Source organism: Janthinobacterium sp. 1L-D-8-B-C4, assembly GCF_057291295.1.
Window position 1 is genome coordinate 80,344 of sequence record NZ_JBXAVX010000002.1, and the last position, 17,370, is coordinate 97,713.

A 17,370-nucleotide genomic window follows, 5' to 3' on the forward strand; every position below is an offset into this window, starting at 1 on the left:
GGCGATAATAGGCGCTGGCCCACCCTGAACTTCACCGCATGCATACTCCCATCACGCCTGGCCTGTTGATTTTGCACGGCAACCAGCTGGAACACCTGCGCGCCGCCGTCTTCCAGTGGCTGCGCAATCATCCGCTGGCGCCGCTGGAAACCGATATCTTCCTGGTGCAGTCGAACGGCGTGGCCGAATGGCTGAAAATCGCGCTGGCCGAGGAAATGGGGGTCTGCGCCGCCACCCGCATCGCCTTGCCGGCGCGCCTGCTGTGGGAAAGCTATCGCGGCATGCTGGGGCGCGAGCGCGTGCCGCGCATCTCGCCGTTCGACAAGTCGCCGCTGACCTGGCGTTTGATGCGGCTGCTGCCGTCCTTGCTGGCCGATCCGGTGTTCGCGCCGCTGCGCTACTTTCTGGCCGATGGCGACTGCGAACGGCGGCTGCAGCTGGCCGAACGCCTGGCCGACCTGTTCGATCAGTACCAGGTGTACCGCGCCGACTGGCTGGCCGACTGGGCCGCCGGGCGCAATGTGCTGAAAACGGCGCGCGGCGAGGATATCAGGCTCAGGGAAGAACAGTTGTGGCAGCCGCAGCTGTGGCGCGCCGTCAATGCCGACGTGGCGGCGTTCGAACGCGACACCGGCCGCGCCGATATCCATGACGCCTTTCTGGCGGCGATTGCCGCCGGCGCAGCGCCCGCCGGCAAGCTGCCGCGCAGGGTGGTGCTGTTCGGCGTGTCGGCCTTGCCATATCAAACCTTGCAGGCGCTGGCGGCGCTGGCGCGCCACATGCAGGTAGTGCTGGCCGTGCCCAACCCGTGCCAGTACTACTGGGGCGACATCATCGAAGGGCGCGACCTGCTGCGCGCCAGCTACAAGCGCCAGCAGCAGCGCAATGGCCAGGACCTGGCGCAGCTGCCGCTGGAAGAACTGCATGCGCACAGCCATCCGCTGCTGGCCAGCTGGGGCCGGCAGGGGCGCGACTTTATCCGCCTGCTCGACGAATTCGACGAGCAGGCGCACGCCGAAGGGCGCGACGACAGCCTGCGCATCGACCTGTTCGGCGAAGAAGAGGGCGAGACGTTATTACAGCAGGTACAGGTCGCCATCCGCGAACTGCGCCCGCTGGCCGAGCATGCGCAAGTGCCGCCCGAGGCACATGACCGCTCGATCGAATTCCATGTGGCGCACAGCGTGCAGCGCGAAGTCGAGGTGCTGCACGACCAGCTGCTGGCGATGTTTGCCCACAGCAGCCAGAGCGGTTTGCGTCCGCGCGACGTGGTGGTGATGGTGCCCGATATCGACGTGTTCACGGCGGCGATCCACGCCGTGTTCGGCCAGCACCGCCGCACGGACCCGCGCTTCATTCCGTTCGAGATCGGCGACGTCAAGGATCGCAGCGTCAATCCGCTGCTGGTCGCGCTGGAATGGCTGCTGCAACTGCCGCTGCAGCGCTGCCGCCAGAGCGAGGTGCGCGACCTGCTCGACGTGCCGGCGCTGGCGGCCCGCTTCGGTCTGCAGGGCGACGACCTCGATATTCTCGGTGCCTGGATCGAAGGCGCCGGCGTGCGCTGGGGCCTGGACCGCGAGCACCGCGCTGGCCTGGGCCTGGGTGCGGCTGGCGAGCAGAATGCCTGGATCTTCGGCGTGCGGCGCATGCTGCTTGGCTACGCCAGCGGTGGGCTTGGCTCTGGTGATGCCAGTTTCGACGGCATCGAGCCATATGCGGAAGTTGGCGGCCTGGACGCCGCGCTGGCGGGTTCCTTGGCACAGCTGGTCGAAGCGCTGCTGCACTGGCGCGCCGTGCTGGCGCAATCGCGCACGCCAGATGAATGGGGCGGGCAGGCGCGCGCGCTGCTGGCAAGCTTTTTTGACGCCGGCGACGAGGGTGACCGCCTCACCCTGGCGCAACTCGAAGACGCCTTGCAAGGATGGCTGGAAACCTGCGAGCATGCAGGTTTTGTCGAAGCCGTGCCGCTCGATGTTTTGCGCGTGGCCTGGCTGGGCGCGCTCGACGAGCCGACCCTGAACCACCAGTTCGTTTCCGGTGGCGTGACCTTCTGCACCCTGATGCCGATGCGCGCCGTGCCGTTTCGCGTGGTGTGCCTGCTGGGCATGAACGATGGCGACTTTCCGCGCCGCGCTCAAAAAGCCGATTTCGACCTGCTGGCGCTGCCCGGCATGGCGCGCCCTGGCGACCGCTCGCGCCGCGACGACGACCGCTATCTGATGCTCGAAGCCCTGCTGGCGGCGCGCGACAAATTGTATGTCAGCTGGGTCGGGCGCAATGTGCGCGACAATTCCGAGCAGCCGCCATCGGTGCTGGTGTCGCAGCTGCGCGACTACCTGGCTGCCGGCTGGGCGCTCGGCCCTGATCTGGCAACGCTGACCACCACGCACGCGCTGCAGCCGTTCAGCCGCCGCTATTTCGAAGATGGCGGCCTGCTGACCTATGCCGGCGAATGGCGGATTGCTCATGCCGAGGCCGGCCAGTCGCCCGATCTGCTGGCGTTGGGACCGTATGAGCTGAACCCCGATACCCGTCTGAGCCTGGGCGAACTGGCCAGCTTCGTGCGCCAGCCCGTCAAGTATTTTTTCCGTCGCCGCCTGTCCGTGTACTTTGCCGACGCGGCCATGCTGGGCGAGGACGAAGAACCGTTCGGCCTGAACGCTCTGGAGCGCTATCTGCTGGAAGACACCATGCTCGACGATGGCGGCGCGCAGGAAGACTTGTCCGACGTGCGCGCCAGTTTGCAATCGCGCGCCGACAAGCTGGCGCGCGAAGGGGTGCTGCCGATCGGCCTGATCGGCCGCCAGGTGCAGGAGCAACTGGTCGAGGCACTGGTGCCGGTGCGCAGCGCCTGGCTGTCCCTGCGCGCCTCGTTTCCCGAAGTGGCCGCCAAGCGCGCCATTGCGCTGCCGTTTGGCGAACTGCTGGTCGAGGACTGGCTCGATAAATTGCGCAGCAATGGCGCTGAAACAGCGTGGCTGGAACAGATTTCGTCGAAGGTGATGGACAAGTCGGGCCTGGCGCGCGGCGACAAGCTGATGCTGATGTGGCTGCGCCAGCTGGCCGCCGCCGCCATCGGTTTTCCCGTCACCGGCTACCTGGTGGCGCGCGACGCCATCGTCAGCATGGCGCCGCTCGACCCGGCCGCTTCGCGCGAGGCGCTGGCGACCTTGCTGGCGCTGTGGCGCGAAGGCATGAACCATCCGCTGCCCACGGCCTGCAAGACCGGCCTGGCGCTGGTGCAGGAGGGCGATCCGCGCGCCGTGTATGACGGCGGTTTTGACGTCGGCGGCGAGCGCGAGGAACTGTGCCTGGCACGCTTGTGGCCCGAGTTTTCCGCGCTGGCTGCCGAAGAAGCATGGCAGGACTGCACGCGCGAGCTGTACGGCCCGCTGGCCGACTGGCTGCGCGAGCATGTCACCCTGGACCCGATAGGCGCGCCGGACGGCGCAGGAGAAGAACAATGACCAGCCATCTGCTCGACCCGCTGGCGTTTCCGCTGCATGGCTCGCGCCTGATCGAAGCGTCCGCCGGCACCGGCAAGACCTGGACCATCGCCGCCCTGTACGTGCGCCTGGTATTGGGCCATGGCGACGACGACACCCGCTTTGCGCGCCCGCTGCTGCCGGCCGATATCCTGGTGATGACGTTTACCCGCGCCGCCACGCGCGAACTGTCGAACCGGGTGCGCGAGCGCCTGATCGAGGCGGCCGCGTATTTTCGGCACGAATCCAATGGCAGCGACCCGTTTCTCGACGCGCTGCTGGACTCCTACCCGGACGACAGTGCGCGGCAAAAGGCGGCGCACCGGCTGATGCTGGCCGCCGAGACCATGGACGAAGCGGCGATCTTCACCATCGACGCCTGGTGCCAGCGCATGCTGCGCGAACACGCGTTCGACAGCGGCAGCCTGTTCGACGAGGAACTGGTCAGCGACGAGCAGGCGCTGTTCGAGGATGCGGCCCACGATTACTGGCGCCAGCAGGTCTACCCCTTGCGCGAGCAGGCGCTGGCGGTGCTGCTCGACTGCTGGGTGGATGTGGCGGCGCTGAAAAAGGCCGTGCGCGAGCTGGCGCGCCGGCCCGGCATGATGGGCATTAGCGGCGACGAATCGCTGTCGTCGCTGATTGTTCGGGAGCAGCAGGCGATGGCTGCACAACTGGCTGGCCTGAAGCAGGGCTGGGTGGCGCGCGCGGACGCCATGGAAGCGTGGATCGCCGGCCACCGCAGCGCCAGTCCCAAATGCTTCAACGGCGTCAAGATGAAGCCCGAGAATGTATCGAAATGGTTCGATGGCCTGCGCCGCTGGGCGCAAGATCCCTTGCTGCTGATGCCGGCCATTACCGCCAAGGCCTGGGAGCGCCTGACGCCGTCCGGCATCGAAGATGCGTTTGCCAAGAGCTTCACGGCCAGTGTGCCCGAATGCTTTGAACATACGGAACAGCTTGGGCGTGACCTGGCGGCCATCACGCCGCTGGCGCACACCCTGCACCTGCATGCGGCAGCAAAGATTGCGCGGCGCATGGACCAGCTCAAGCGCCAGTCGCGCCAGTTCGGCTTTGCCGACATGCTGCAGCGGCTGCACGACGCGCTGGCCGGCGAAAACGGCGCCGCGCTGCGCCAGCGCATCGTCGAGCAATATCCGCTGGCGATGGTCGATGAATTCCAGGATACGGCCCCAAGTCAGTACCAGATATTCAACCTGCTGTACCGGATTGCCGACAACGACCCGGCCCAAGGCCTGTTCCTGATCGGCGACCCGAAGCAGTCGATCTACGGCTTTCGCGGCGCCGACATTCAAAGCTACCTGGCGGCGCGGCGCGCCACCGAAGGGCGCCACTACCAGCTGGGTACCAACTACCGCTCGACGGCGCCGCTGGTGGCGGCCGTCAACCAGCTGTTCCTGCATGCCGAGCGCGCCGAAGTACCAAAGGGCGCCTTCCGCTACCGCCACGGTGACGCCAATCCGCTGCCGTTCGAGGCGGTCGGGGCCAAGGGCCGCGCCGAACAACTGGTCAATGCTGAGGGCGCGCTGCCGGCCCTGCTGGCCGCCTGCGCCAGCGATGAATCGCTGCGCGGCGATACTTATCGCGCGTATTTTGCCGATCACTGCGCCGAGCATATCGTCGCGATGCTGAACGATGTACAAGCCGGCTTCGAAGGCCCCGATGGTTTTGCGCGGCTGCAGCCGGCCGATATCGCGGTGCTGGTGCGCGACCGCAAGGAGGCGGCGGCGGTGCGCCGCGCACTGGCGCGTCGCCGCGTGGCCAGCGTGTATTTGTCCGACAAGGACTCGGTGATCGACAGCGAAGAAGCGGCCGACGTGCTGCGCTGGCTGGCGGCGCTGGCCAATCCGCTCGATGGCGCCCTGGCGCGCGCCGCCTTTGCCACCCGCACCATCGCCTTGCCGCTGGGCGAACTGGCGCGCCTGTCGAGCGACGAACTGGAATGGGAACGCCGCATCGAGCAATTGAAGGCGCTGCACCTGATCTGGCAGCGCCAGGGCGTGCTGGCCATGCTGCGCCGCTTTATCCACGAGTTGCAGCTGCCGGCCATGCTGCTGCAGCAGACGGGCGGCGAGCGGCGCCTGACCAACTTGCTGCACCTGGCCGAACTGCTGCAGTCGGCCAGCCGCCAGCTCGATGGCGAGCAGGCGCTGATACGCTGGCTGGCCGAGCAGATCGCCGGCGAGGGCGAAAGCGGCGACGAGCGCGTGTTGCGCCTGGAAAGCGACGCCGAGCTGGTGAAAGTGATCACCGTGCACAAATCAAAAGGCCTTGAGTATCCGCTGGTCTACCTGCCGTTCGCCGTCACGGCGCGCAAGGCCGAAAAGCGCAACCGCAGCTTTGTCGACTATGCCGACGACGAGGGCGAGCGCCACCTGGACCTGTCGCTGTCGGACCAGGCGATGGCCTTTGTCGAGGAAGCGCGCATCGAGGAAGACCTGCGCCTGCTATACGTGGCGCTGACACGCGCGCGCCATTTTTTGTGGCTGGGCGTGGCCGCGCTGGCGGCGCGCAAGGCCGGCGAAAACACCTTGCATGAGTCGGCGCTCGGCTACCTGCTGACCGGTGGCGACAAGCTGCCGGCCGAACAGCTGCAGCAGCGCTGGCACGAGGTCTGCGGCGGCTGCGATGCGATTGCGATTGCCGGCCTGGCGCAGCCTGCTGCGCCCACGCTGCTGAACCGCATCGAGCAGCGTCCCGAGCTGCGCGAGGCGCCGCAATTTACCGGCCGCTTCGAGCGCGACTGGTCGGTTGGCAGTTTTACCTCGCTGACGCGCCAGATCGGCGCCGTGGCCAGCCATGTGCCGCAGCGGGCGCTGGAAGAAACGCTGCTCGAAGATGGTGCCGGCGCGGCGCCGGCTGCGCCGGCGCAGCATACGGCCGACGCGCCGCAGCACCGTTTTCCGCGCGGCTCGCTGGCCGGAACCTTTTTGCACAATCAGCTTGAATGGATGGGCGGCGAAGGTTTCGATTGCGTCCACCAGGCGGCGTTTGATGACCGGCTGGCCAAGCGCTGCGTGCAGGCCGGCTGGGGTCACCGCCAGGAAGACGCCATCGCCTGGCTGCGCGAGGTGGCGCTCACGCCGCTGCCGCTGCTGGGTGCGCCGCTGGCAGAACTCGACAGCACCTTGCCGGAGATGGAATTCTGGTTCCCCAGCGAGCACCTGGCCACGGAGCAGCTCGACCAACTGTGCACGCGTTTGCTGCTGGACGGCGCGCCGCGCCCGGTGCTGCCGCGCCGCCAGCTGCACGGCATGCTGAAAGGCTTTGCCGACCTGGTGATCGAGCGCGATGGCCGCTACTGGGTGCTCGACTACAAATCGAATGCGCTCGGCAATAACGACGCGGCCTATCACACCGATGCGCTGGCGGCCGGCATGGCCCAGCACCGCTACGATATCCAGGGCGCCATCTACATGCTGGCGCTGCACCGCCTGCTGAAAAGCCGCCTGGGTGACCGCTACGATCCGGCGCGCCAGCTGGGCGGCGCGATTTTCCTGTTCCTGCGCGGCATCGCCAACCCGGACACGCACGGCTGCTACTGGCTGGCGCCGCAATTGGCGTTGCTGGACGGCCTGGATCAATTACTGGAAGAGACCCATGCATAGCACCACCGTGGAACCGTTGCTGACCTATTTCGATGGCGTGGCCGATGCCGGCCAGGTGCGCCGCCTGGGCGCGGCGTTTGCGCGCTTTGTCGGCGGCCTGGCGCAGGAGCAGATGCAGGGCGCAGATGCACCGGCGCTGGCGGTCGCCTGCGTGGTGCTGTCCGAGCTCGAAGGGCGCGGCCACAGCTGCGTGATGCTGGCCGAACTGGCGCATGCGCCGTCGCAGCTGATGGGCTGGACGGAAGAACAATGGCAGGCGTTGCTGGCTGTCTCCGGCCCCTTGCCGGCCACCCTGGAAGACTGGTGCGCGCTGCTGGCCAGGGCGCCGCAGGTATGGTCGGCCGGCGTGGAAGATCGCCACCAGCCACTGGTGCTCGATGGCGAACGCCTGTACTTGCGCCGCTACTGGCGCGATGAAACGGCTGTCGGTTTTGCAATTGCCACGCGCGCCGCCAGCACGGTGGCGCCAGCGCCACCACTGGCCCAGGTGCGCCAGTGGCTCGACGTGCTGTTCGACCGGCCCCCGGAAGGCGGCGGCCCGGACTGGCAAAAAGTCGCCTGCGCGATTGCCCTGCGCGGCAAGGTGGCGATCATCACGGGCGGCCCGGGCACCGGCAAGACCTACACGGTGGCCAGCTTGCTCACGCTGTTGTTTGCCGTATCGCCGCAGCCGGACCAGTTGCGCATCGCGCTGGCCGCGCCGACCGGCAAGGCGGCCGCGCGCCTGAAGCAGTCGATCGACCAGGCCCTGGCGGGGCTGGCGAAAAAAGTCGGCGCAGCAGTTGGCGATGCGCTGCCCTTGATGACGCTGGCGCAGCGCATGGGCGCCGCGCGCACCCTGCACAGCCTCCTGGGCGCGCGTCCCGGCACGCGCGCGTTTGCCCACCATGCCGGCAACCAGCTCGACGTGGACGTATTGATTGTCGATGAAGCGTCGATGGTGCACCTGGAAATGATGGCTGCCGTGCTGGACGCCTTGCCGCCAAGCGCCATCCTGATCCTGTTGGGCGACAAGGACCAGCTGGCGTCGGTCGAGGCGGGCGCCGTATTGGGCGACCTGTGCCACGATGCGCAGGCCGGTGGCTACGATAGCGCCACCATCGCCTATGCGCACGCTGCCAGCGGCGTGGATATTCCCGCCGGCTTTGCGGGCAACGCCGGCGCGCTGGCCCAGCAGACGGTGATGCTGCGCCACAGCCACCGCTTCAGTGGCCCCATCGGCGCACTGGCGCAGGCCGTCAACGAAGGCCGGCCGGACCTGGCGAAAGCGTGTTTTGCCAGCGACACCGAGGGCACGGTGGCCTGGCGCGTGCCGGCCCAGCCGGACGAAGTGCTGCGCCTGGCCCTGGGCGGCCGCGAGCGCGCGCCGGGCGGCTACCGGCCGTACCTGGAAATGGTGAACCAGGGCAGCGATGGGCATGCGGATCACGACGACTGGGTGCGCGGCGTGCTGCGCAGCTTCGAGTCATTCCGCATTTTATGCGCCGTGCGCGATGGCGAATGGGGCGTGGCGGGCCTGAATACGGCGATCGAACTGCGCCTCGAAAGGGAAGGCCTGCTGCGCCGCGCCGAATGGTATGTGGGCCGGCCGGTGATGGTCACCCGTAATGACTACGGCACCGGCGTGTTCAATGGCGATATCGGCCTGACGTTGCGCGACCCGGCGCGGCCGGGTTCCTTGCGCGTGTATTTCCTCGAAGGCGACAAGGTGCGCAGCGTGCTGGCGACGCGCCTGCGCCAGGTGGAAACGGCGTTCGCCATGACGGTGCACAAATCGCAGGGCTCGGAATTTCGGCATACGGTGCTGGTGCTGCCGCAGGAAGGCGGCGCCATGCTGGCGCGTGAGCTGGTCTATACCGGCATCACGCGCGCGCGCGACTTTTTTACTTTGGTGTCGCCCACGCAGGCGGTGCTGTTCGATGCGATTCTGCGCCGTACCCAACGCGCCAGCGGGCTGCGCGGCCTGCTGGCCTGAGCCGTGTCAGCTGGCAGCGCTTGCCGCCAGCCGGCGTGCCGCCTGTGCTGGCGGGGCATCGTTCATCGGCAGTAGCCCAGCCAGGCGCGCCAGCGTGCGCACCAGCGTCGCTTCGCCCGGGCGCAGGCCACGGCCACGCAGCTGCGGCAGCGAACGCACGGGTTCGGGCGTCATCTCGACGGCGGCACGCATCAGCAGGCGCTGCAGCCAGCGCATCGATGCCGGCAGGATGGCCGCCTCGGACATGATGCGCATGAAATCGGCGAGTATTTCCGAGCCTTCCAGACCTGGCGCGGTGGCAGCGAGCAGCGTTTCCCATTGGCCCCACGAGCGCGGCGCGCCGGTCGCGCCGTACAGCAGCGCAGAATGCTGTGCTTCGTTGAAGGCGGCGTCCCTGCCGGTGGCGCCCAGCGGACGCACATAGCGGTGATACGCCTCGGTAAAGCCGAAGGTGGCGGTGGCATGGACCCAGTCGAGCAGGCGCGGATCATTGGCGCGGTAGGCAACGCCATCGGGCGTCGTGCCTTCGACATGGCCGTGCATCTTTACTACGCGCGCGATCAGTTTCTCGGTTGCCGAGCGCGCGCCGTAGACGGTCATCATGGCGGCAAAGCCGGTACGCCGCATGCGCAGCGCAGGATCGCGGCGGAAGCTGCTGTGATCCCACACGCCCGAACGTACCGACGGCTCGGCCAGTTCCAGCAGTACCGCCGCGGCGCCGCCGACGAAGAGGGAAACCGGATTGGCGAACACGCGCCAGGACACGCCGTGCGCTGGTGCCAGCGCCGGTTCGCCCGCCGGCTGGCTGAAGTCGACCTGCATGCCGGGCGGCGGGTGCATCAGATTGTTCAGCTGGTCGAGCATGGGCGGTCTCCGGCAGGCAGCGCATCAACATGATGGCCTTGCCATCGATACTACCGGAAACCGAGGCCGGCCTGCACATGCATGCGCCCGGGCATCAGGGCGGGAGCCATCTGCCTGGCCAGCGTCAGGAAGGCCTCGGTGGCCGGCGTGTTCTGGCGCCGGTCGCGCACGGCCAGCCCCACCTTGCGCAGTACGGGCGGATCGAGCGGCAGCGCCACCAGTTCCGGATACTGGCTGGCCAGGCGCTGCGGCAGCGCCAGTTCGGCCACGATGGACACCCCCGTGCCACGGCTGACCATGTCGAAAATCGTGATCATCTGGCTGATATGGTAGGGCACATCGGGTTTCAGCCGGGCATTGGCGAACAGCGGTTCGATCAGGGCCGCGCAGCCTGCTTCGGACATGATGAACGGGTCAACGCACAGCTGCGCCAGCGTGACGGATGCGTTGCCGGCCAGCGCATGGCTGCGCGGCAGCAGCGCCATCATCTGGTCTTCCACCAGCGGCACCGTATCGAAGCGCTCGTCGGGCAGCACCAAGAAACCGACGTCGACCCGGCGCTCGCGTATCCACTGCACCACCTCATGGTCGGCGCCTTCGTCGATGCGCAGCTCGATGCCGGGATAGCGCTCCTTGAACTTCGCCGTGATGGCCGGCAGCAGATTCAACGACGAGGTGGCGCCGAACGAGCCGATGCGCAGCGAACCCTGGCGCTGGCCCAGCACATCGGCCGCTTCCTGGCGCATCGCTTCGGACAGGCCGAGGATTTCACGCGCGCGCAGCAGCAGCTGGCGGCCTACTTCGGTCAGCTCGGCCGAGGCCTGGTGGCGCACGATCAGGTCCACGCCCATCTCTTTTTCCAGCGCCTTTAACGCATGCGAGACGGCCGACTGGCTGATGCCCAGCTGCATGGCGGCGGCGGAAAAGCCGCGCAGCTCGGCCACCAGGGTAAAGATTTCCAGTTGTGTAAAGGTCATCGCGGGCTTCGGTATCGGTATGAGTGTTTGCTCATTATTTCATGAGCCGGTATTAGTATTAATATATACGCACACCACCCGCCGCACAAGCGGCATCACAGGACTCACCATGCGCACCATTGCCGTTCCATCGCTTGCCAGCCAGTCGCCACTGGTCTATATCAAACTGATTTTTGTCGCCCTTTTCTGGGGCGGCACCTTTATCGCCGGGCGCGTGCTGGCCCAGCAAATGCCGCCAATGACCGCCGCCAGCGGCCGCTTTGGCGTGGCCGTGGTGCTGCTGGTGCTGCTGGCCTGGAAATTCGAAGGCGGCCTGCCTCGCCTGGACCGCAAGCAACTGCTGACCACCGCCGCGCTGGGCCTGACCGGCATTTTTCTTTATAACTTGTGTTTCCTGGCGGCGCTGTCGCGCATGCCAGCCGGTCGCACGGCGCTGTTCGTGGCGCTAAACCCGATCGTCACGGCGCTGGCCTCGGCGCTGCTGTTTCGCGAGCGCCTCGGTTCCTTCAAGTGGCTGGGCATCATGCTGGCGTTCTGCGGCACGGCCATCGTGATCACGCGCGGCGACCTGATGGGCCTCTTGCACGGCAATGGCGGCGGCATAGGCACCGGCGAGATATTCATGTTTTGCGGCATTTCCAGCTGGGCCGCCTATACCCTGATCGGGCGCGTGGCGCTGAAGGGCCTGAGCCCGGTGGCCGCCACCACCTATGCCGCCATGTGGGGCCTGGCGTTTCTGCTGGTGGGGGCGGCGTTCGAGTTTCCCGGCGTGCCGTGGCGCAGCTTCGGCTGGCAGGTATGGGCCGCCATCGGCTATCTTGGCGTGTTCGGCACGGTAATCGGTTTTGTCTGGTACTACGAGGGCGTGAAAGCGATCGGGCCATCGCGCACGGCCGTGTTCAACAATCTGGTGCCGGTGTTCGGCATCGTGCTGGCGGCCGGTTTGCTGGGCGAGCCGGTGCTGGCCTCGATGCTGGTGGGCGGGGCGGTGACGATTGCCGGCGTCATCATGACCAACCGGCCAGGCAAATAAGGAGCTGCTCCAAACCTATGGCCACGCCCGCATGGCTGCATGGCCCACTGCCAGCAACTTGTCCCGCGATGCGCCATCGCGTGCCAGGGTCGACATGCCCTGGATCACGGCCATGGTCATGGCCGCCAGGCTATCGGCGTCGGTATCGTCCGGCAGCGCCTGCTGCTCGATCGAGGCAAGGATTTTTGCGTGCAGGCGCGCCTCGATGGCGCGCCGTATCGCCGCCAGTTCCAGCCTGACGTCGTTTGCCGAATCCGAGCAGCTGATCGCCGAACTGGCCAACAGGCAACCCGGTGGCGTGTCCTTGCCGGTAAAACCGATGGCCGCAACGCGCAGCAGCTCGCACGCCGCTGCACGTGCGGATGGGGCTTCGTCGATGATGCTGTCCGACGTGACGGGGCCTGACAGATACAGGCCGATGGCATCGAGAAACAGCCCTTTCTTGTCGCCGAATGCCGAATACACGCTCGACGGCTTGACGCCCAGGGCTGCCGTGATGTCATTGAGCGAGGTGGCCTCGTAGCCATGTTGCCAGAACAGCAGCATGGCTTTTTGCAAGGCGTCCTGGCGGTCGAACGACAGCGGCCGTCCTTTCTTCTTGATGGTCTCGCTCATATAGTTTAGTGATCGATAGGAAATGTCTTGTACTGCCTGGAGAACTCGACTACTATTTTCCTATCAATCACTCGGAAAGTAAAGCCATGCCCATGACAGACTATCGTACCCTCGGCCGTTCGGGCCTGGTGGTCAGCCCGTTTTGCCTCGGCACCATGACTTTCGGCACGGCGCGCTGGGGTTCCGGCGAAGCGCAGTCGCGCGAGGTATTCGACGCCTTCCTTGACGCGGGTGGCAATTTCATCGATACCGCCGACGTCTATGCCGGTGGCGTCAGCGAAGAAATGCTGGGAAAATTCCTGGGCGGCGAGGGCAGCGCTTTGCGCGAGCGTATGGTACTGGCCACCAAATCGGGTTTTGCCAATGGCCAGGGGCCGCATGCTGGCGGCAATGGCGCCCGGCATATCCACGCTTCGCTCGACGCGTCATTGCGCCGGCTGCGCACCGGCCATGTCGATCTCTACTGGATACATGTGTGGGACTCGGTCACGCCGGCCGAGGAGTTGCTGGAAACCATGGCGGCCCTGGTTCGCTCGGGAAAAATTCGTTACTGGGGCATGTCGAACACACCGGCCTGGTATATCGCCAAGCTCGCTACCCTGGCAGCGCTGCGCGGCATGCCGGGTCCGATTGCGCTGCAGTATTTTTATTCATTGGCCAACCGCGATATCGAGGACGAATTCATGCCCCTGGCGGCGGAGTTCGGGATGGGCATCGTGCCGTGGAGTCCGCTGGCATTCGGCCTGCTGACGGGAAAATATGACCGCGCTAGCGTAGAAAGCGCCTCGCCGCGACCGGCCGGCTTGCCGCGCGACGCCGCGCCAGCCGGGCAGGAGCGCCCGGACGCAGACAAGCGCCTCGATGGCGCCAATCCGTTTGGCGATACATTATTTACCGAGCGAAATTGGGCCATTCTGGACACGCTCAAGCAAGTGTCCAATGACAGCGGCTACAGCCAGGCGCAGATCGCGCTGGCGTGGGTGACTGCGCGCGCGGGAGTGGCGGCGACACTGATGGGCGCAAGCCGCGCAGGGCAGGTTGCCGACAATGTTGCCGCGGTCGATATTGTGCTGTCACCGCAGCATCGTGAGGCGCTCGACACCGTCAGCATGCCCGAACAAAAAATGCTGTACAGCCTGTTCAAGCCCTTGTTGCGCCAGCATGCGGTATTTGGCGGCAGTTCCGTCCGCCAGGTTTAACGGGCGCGGCGGCGCTTCGATGGCTTGGCCGGTGCCTTCTTATGCCGGCTGGCCGAAGCGCGCACCACTTTCGGTTCGGCGACGCCGTTTTCGGCCGCCAGCATGCGGCGGATATTGACCGCGTCCATGGCGCGCACGGAATTGGCGCGCGCGTTGAGCAAGATCATGGTGGCGAACTTGCCGGCCGACTTGATGCGCATGATCAGGCAGCGCCCCGCTTCATTGGTAAAGCCGGTTTTCGACAAGCCGATATCCCAGCCCTTGGCGCCCACCAGGCGGTTCGTGTTGTGGTATTCCACGTCGCGGCCCTTGATCTGGATCACGTCTTTCGAATCGGTGGTGATGCGGCTGATTTCCGGGTAGCGCGAAGCGGCCACGGCCATCTTGACCAGGTCGGCGGCGGTCGACTGGTTATTCGGCGACAGGCCGGTCGGCTCTTCGATCACGGTCTGGCGCATGCCCAGCGCCTTGATCTTGGCGTTGACGGCCACTGCAAACGCCGTCGGGCCGCCCGGGTAGGTGCGCGCCAGCGACGCGGCGGCGCGGTTGTCGGACGACATCAGCGCCAGTTGCAGCACATCATGGCGCGTCAATGTGGCGCCAACCGGTACGCGCGACGTGCTGTGTTTCAGCATATCGACGTCTTCCTGGTCAATCAGGATTTCTTCCTTCATATTGGCTTTGGAATCGAGCACGACCATAGCCGTCATCAGCTTGGTCAGCGAAGCGATGGGCACGACCACGTTGGCATTTTTTTCAAGCAGGACTTTACCCGTACCGTCTTCGACCACCAGGATGGACTGGGAACCGAAGGGTACGGCGATGGCCGCTGTGGATAGTGTCATCAGCACGGCGGCGAAGATTTTTTTAAGCATTGGATTTTGTCTGGGAAAGCAGTTTTGGGGCGCCACGGGAGGGCGCTGCGCGCAAAAGGGCGACCATGTCCGCAGGCGTGACATGTATCTCTGAAGCAATATTTGCCAAGCATAGAAGATACCATCAACAAGCTGGCAATGTCTACGGCACACGGGCTCGTCAACCCCATTTTGGACCAATCAGGCAAAATAAATCACGGACTATTGCCGGAGTGAAAATTCTCGCCCACTGATTGATTTCATCTCGGAAACTTCGTACTATTTCAGCAATCTTGGCGGACTCTTATGGCGCTTTCGTCGTTGAGGCCTGCCGCTTCGTGTTTCGTCGCCCGCCGCTGTGCCTGCAAAGGCCGCCGCCGTAGACTGCATTCATGTTTGAATCAACGACCACGGAGAGCGCAACATGTTGAAAAAATACAGGGACTGGTACCGCAGCGTCGACGATGAATCGCTGCTGGTGCTGAAGCACCCGGAAATGGCGGCGCAGGTGCAGGGCCGTGTGCGCCGCTGCATCGCCCGCAATCTGTCGACCCTGACGCCGATCGAGCGCGAGCAATTGCATGATTTCCTGCTCAAATACCGTGGCGCCGGGTTTTATATCGCCGCCTTCAAGCTGATGCTGCTGTTCAGCGCTATCGGCTTCGCGCTGTACCTGGCATTGCCGGCCAGGTTCGAATTGCTCAAGGCCCTGCTCTTCAGCAATGGCCTGGGGTTTGCGCTGGTGTGGGGGCTGGTGGGCGTCTGGTTCAATTACCGCAGGTCCACGCGCCAGACAATAAAGAAACTGTTGCTGATCGTGTCGACCTGCGCGGCCGGGGTGGTTACCGGCGTGCTGCTGGCCGGCCTGAGCGATACCGGCTCCATGGGCTTGGCGTTCGAGCGCCTGCTGCGCGTGGGCGGCATCGCCTTGCTGGTGGCGGTGCTGTTTTACCTGGTGCCGCTGGCCATCGTCACCAAGTGGCGCAACCGCCAGTACGAAGCGCTGACCTTGCAGCTGCAGCAGGATGCCGAGCGCGACCGTCTGGCGCGCGAACTGAGCGAATCGCAGCTGCGCCTGCTGCGCGCCCAGATCGAGCCGCATTTCCTGTTCAATACCCTGGGCGCGGTGCAGCAATTGGCCGAGCAGGGTGCCGACGGAGCCCCCAAAGCGGCGGCGCTGACGGCCGACCTGATCGCCTTTTTGCGCGCCAGCCTGGCCGAGATGCGCAGCGAACACGTGCCTTTGCAAAGCGAGTTCGAGATGGTGGCGGCGTATTTGCGCGTAATGCGGGCGCGCATGGGTTCCCGGCTGCGCTATGCGCTGGACTTGCCAGCCGAATTTGCGCACGCGGCCATCCCCAGCATGATCCTGCTGACCCTGGCCGAGAACGCCATCAAGCACGGCATCGAACCGTCGCTGCGTGGCGGCGAGATCACCATGTCGGCGCAGCAAGTGGACGGCATGCTGCGCCTGCGGGTGCAGGATACGGGCATGGGCTTGCCGCAAGGCGGCGCCGGGCATGCCCCGGAAGGCGGCCTGGGCCTGGAAAACGTGCGCAGCCGGCTGCGCCTGTCCGACCCGTCCGCCAGTTTGAGCCTGCGTGACGGCGAAGAGGGCGGCGTGATCGCCGACATATTATTACCCATCAAAATGGCATCCAGCCTGAAAGAAACCGCCGCATGAACACTACCATCCTGATTGCCGAAGACGAGCCTTTGATGCGCGAACGCCTGCAAACCATGCTGGCCGTTGCCTGGCCCGAAGCGCGCATCGTGCTGGTGGCCGAAAACGGCAACGACGCCTGGGATGGTTTCCTGGAGCACGAACCCGAGGTGGTGTTTCTCGACATCCGCATGCCGGGCCTGTCCGGCCTGGAAGTGGCCCAGCGCATCGGCAAGCGCGCCCACGTGGTGTTCGTCACCGCCTACGACCAGTATGCGGTCGACGCGTTCGACGCCGGCGCCGTCGATTACCTGCTGAAACCGGTACAGGTCGAGCGCCTGCAGCGTAGCCTGTCCCGCCTGCGCGAAAAACTCGGCGCCCAGCCGGCCGACATGGCCGACCTGCTGCAATCGCTGCGCGCCGCGCTGCCGGCGCCGCCACGCGAAAAGATGAAATGGATCAGGGCCAGCGTCGGCAAGCAGATCCGCCTGATCGATATCGACGACGTGCTGTTCTTCCAGGCCGACACCAAATACACGCGCGTGGTGCTGGCCGGCTCGGAAGCGCTGGTGCGCACGCCCCTGAAAGACCTGCTGGGCGGCCTGGACCCGGACCAGTTCTGGCAAATCCACCGCGGCACCATGGTCAACGTGAAAGCCATCGAAGCGGCCGAACGCATCGACGCCGAACGCATGCAGGTGCTGGTCAAGGGGAGTAGTGAAAAGCTGCCGGTGAGCAGGACGTTTACCTATCTGTTTCGCGATTAGCTGCCGGTTAACGCCAACGCCCCGCGCTTGGCGGGGCGTTGCAATGGTATGGCATGCTCTTACTGAATCTTTGCAATCGACACTTCCGTCGACTTGACCAGCGCGATCACTTCGCTGCCCACCTTCAGGTCCAGGTCCTTGATCGAACGCGTGGTGATGACCGAGGTGACGATGCCGTGCGGGGTCTCGACATCGACTTCGGAGACGACGGAGCCTTCGATGATTTCCTTGATCTTGCCGCGAAACTGGTTACGTACATTGATTTCCGAGATAGCCATGGTCTGTCCTTTTGCTGGTGGGTACGCCGGT

12 protein-coding genes are annotated in these 17,370 nt (G+C 65.5%); 7 read left to right on the forward strand and 5 right to left on the reverse strand.

What is annotated here, in order from left to right; all coding sequences use genetic code 11:
• Positions 1–38: 38 nt before the first annotated feature.
• Genes recC through recD form a run of 3 tightly spaced genes read left to right on the forward strand, consistent with a single transcriptional unit; the run spans position 39 to position 9,089 of the window.
• Entirely contained in the window at positions 39–3,467 is a 3,429-nt protein-coding gene (recC, locus tag AC0Z42_RS03395; RefSeq protein WP_485466837.1) for an exodeoxyribonuclease V subunit gamma, read from the forward strand.
• Positions 3,464–7,114 (forward strand): exodeoxyribonuclease V subunit beta, encoded by a 3,651-nt coding sequence (recB, locus tag AC0Z42_RS03400; RefSeq protein ID WP_485466838.1) that lies wholly within the window; start codon positions 3,464–3,466, stop codon positions 7,112–7,114. Before recC ends, recB begins: the two co-directional genes overlap by 4 nt.
• The gene (gene recD, locus AC0Z42_RS03405) at positions 7,107–9,089 is read left to right on the forward strand and encodes an exodeoxyribonuclease V subunit alpha (protein ID WP_485466839.1); all 1,983 of its coding nucleotides are present in this window, start codon (positions 7,107–7,109) and stop codon (positions 9,087–9,089) included. The genes recB and recD overlap by 8 nt, the downstream gene beginning before the upstream one ends.
• 6 nt (positions 9,090–9,095) lie before the next feature.
• Here the strand turns inward: recD and AC0Z42_RS03410 are convergent, their stop codons facing one another.
• Together AC0Z42_RS03410 and AC0Z42_RS03415 are read right to left on the reverse strand one after the other, a co-directional pair.
• On the reverse strand, positions 9,096–9,953 hold the full coding sequence (locus AC0Z42_RS03410) for an oxygenase MpaB family protein (protein ID WP_485466840.1): 858 nt from the start codon (positions 9,951–9,953) through the stop codon (positions 9,096–9,098).
• Positions 9,954–10,003: 50 nt separating this feature from the next.
• Positions 10,004–10,930 (reverse strand): LysR family transcriptional regulator, encoded by a 927-nt coding sequence (locus AC0Z42_RS03415; RefSeq protein WP_485466841.1) that lies wholly within the window; start codon positions 10,928–10,930, stop codon positions 10,004–10,006.
• A 109-nt stretch (positions 10,931–11,039) separates the two neighbouring features.
• On the opposite strand from AC0Z42_RS03415, the gene AC0Z42_RS03420 reads away from it, so the two are divergent.
• Entirely contained in the window at positions 11,040–11,963 is a 924-nt protein-coding gene (locus tag AC0Z42_RS03420; protein ID WP_485466842.1) for a DMT family transporter, read from the forward strand.
• A gap of 15 nt (positions 11,964–11,978) precedes the next feature.
• On the opposite strand, the gene AC0Z42_RS03425 is transcribed toward AC0Z42_RS03420, so the two are convergent.
• Entirely contained in the window at positions 11,979–12,578 is a 600-nt protein-coding gene (locus AC0Z42_RS03425) for a TetR/AcrR family transcriptional regulator (protein WP_485466843.1), read from the reverse strand.
• Positions 12,579–12,670: 92 nt separating this feature from the next.
• Here AC0Z42_RS03425 and AC0Z42_RS03430 point away from each other — a divergent pair, with 92 nt between their 5' ends.
• Positions 12,671–13,777, forward strand: coding sequence for an aldo/keto reductase (locus tag AC0Z42_RS03430; RefSeq protein ID WP_485466844.1), 1,107 nt, complete (start codon positions 12,671–12,673; stop codon positions 13,775–13,777).
• Here the strand turns inward: AC0Z42_RS03430 and AC0Z42_RS03435 are convergent.
• Positions 13,774–14,652, reverse strand: a complete 879-nt coding sequence (locus AC0Z42_RS03435; RefSeq protein ID WP_485466845.1) for a serine hydrolase — start codon at positions 14,650–14,652, stop codon at positions 13,774–13,776. The two genes, AC0Z42_RS03430 and AC0Z42_RS03435, sit on opposite strands and share 4 nt — an antisense overlap.
• Before the next feature lie 403 nt (positions 14,653–15,055).
• Here AC0Z42_RS03435 and AC0Z42_RS03440 point away from each other — a divergent pair, with 403 nt between their 5' ends.
• Both AC0Z42_RS03440 and AC0Z42_RS03445 read left to right on the forward strand, forming a co-directional pair.
• Positions 15,056–16,315, forward strand: coding sequence for a sensor histidine kinase (locus AC0Z42_RS03440; protein WP_485466846.1), 1,260 nt, complete (start codon positions 15,056–15,058; stop codon positions 16,313–16,315).
• On the forward strand, positions 16,312–17,061 hold the full coding sequence (locus AC0Z42_RS03445) for a LytR/AlgR family response regulator transcription factor (RefSeq protein WP_485466847.1): 750 nt from the start codon (positions 16,312–16,314) through the stop codon (positions 17,059–17,061). The genes AC0Z42_RS03440 and AC0Z42_RS03445 overlap by 4 nt, the downstream gene beginning before the upstream one ends.
• A gap of 59 nt (positions 17,062–17,120) precedes the next feature.
• Here the strand turns inward: AC0Z42_RS03445 and AC0Z42_RS03450 are convergent, their stop codons facing one another.
• Complete coding sequence (locus tag AC0Z42_RS03450; RefSeq protein WP_436545119.1) at positions 17,121–17,339, reverse strand: TOBE domain-containing protein; 219 nt, start codon at positions 17,337–17,339, stop codon at positions 17,121–17,123.
• Between the last annotated feature and the right edge of the window lie 31 nt (positions 17,340–17,370).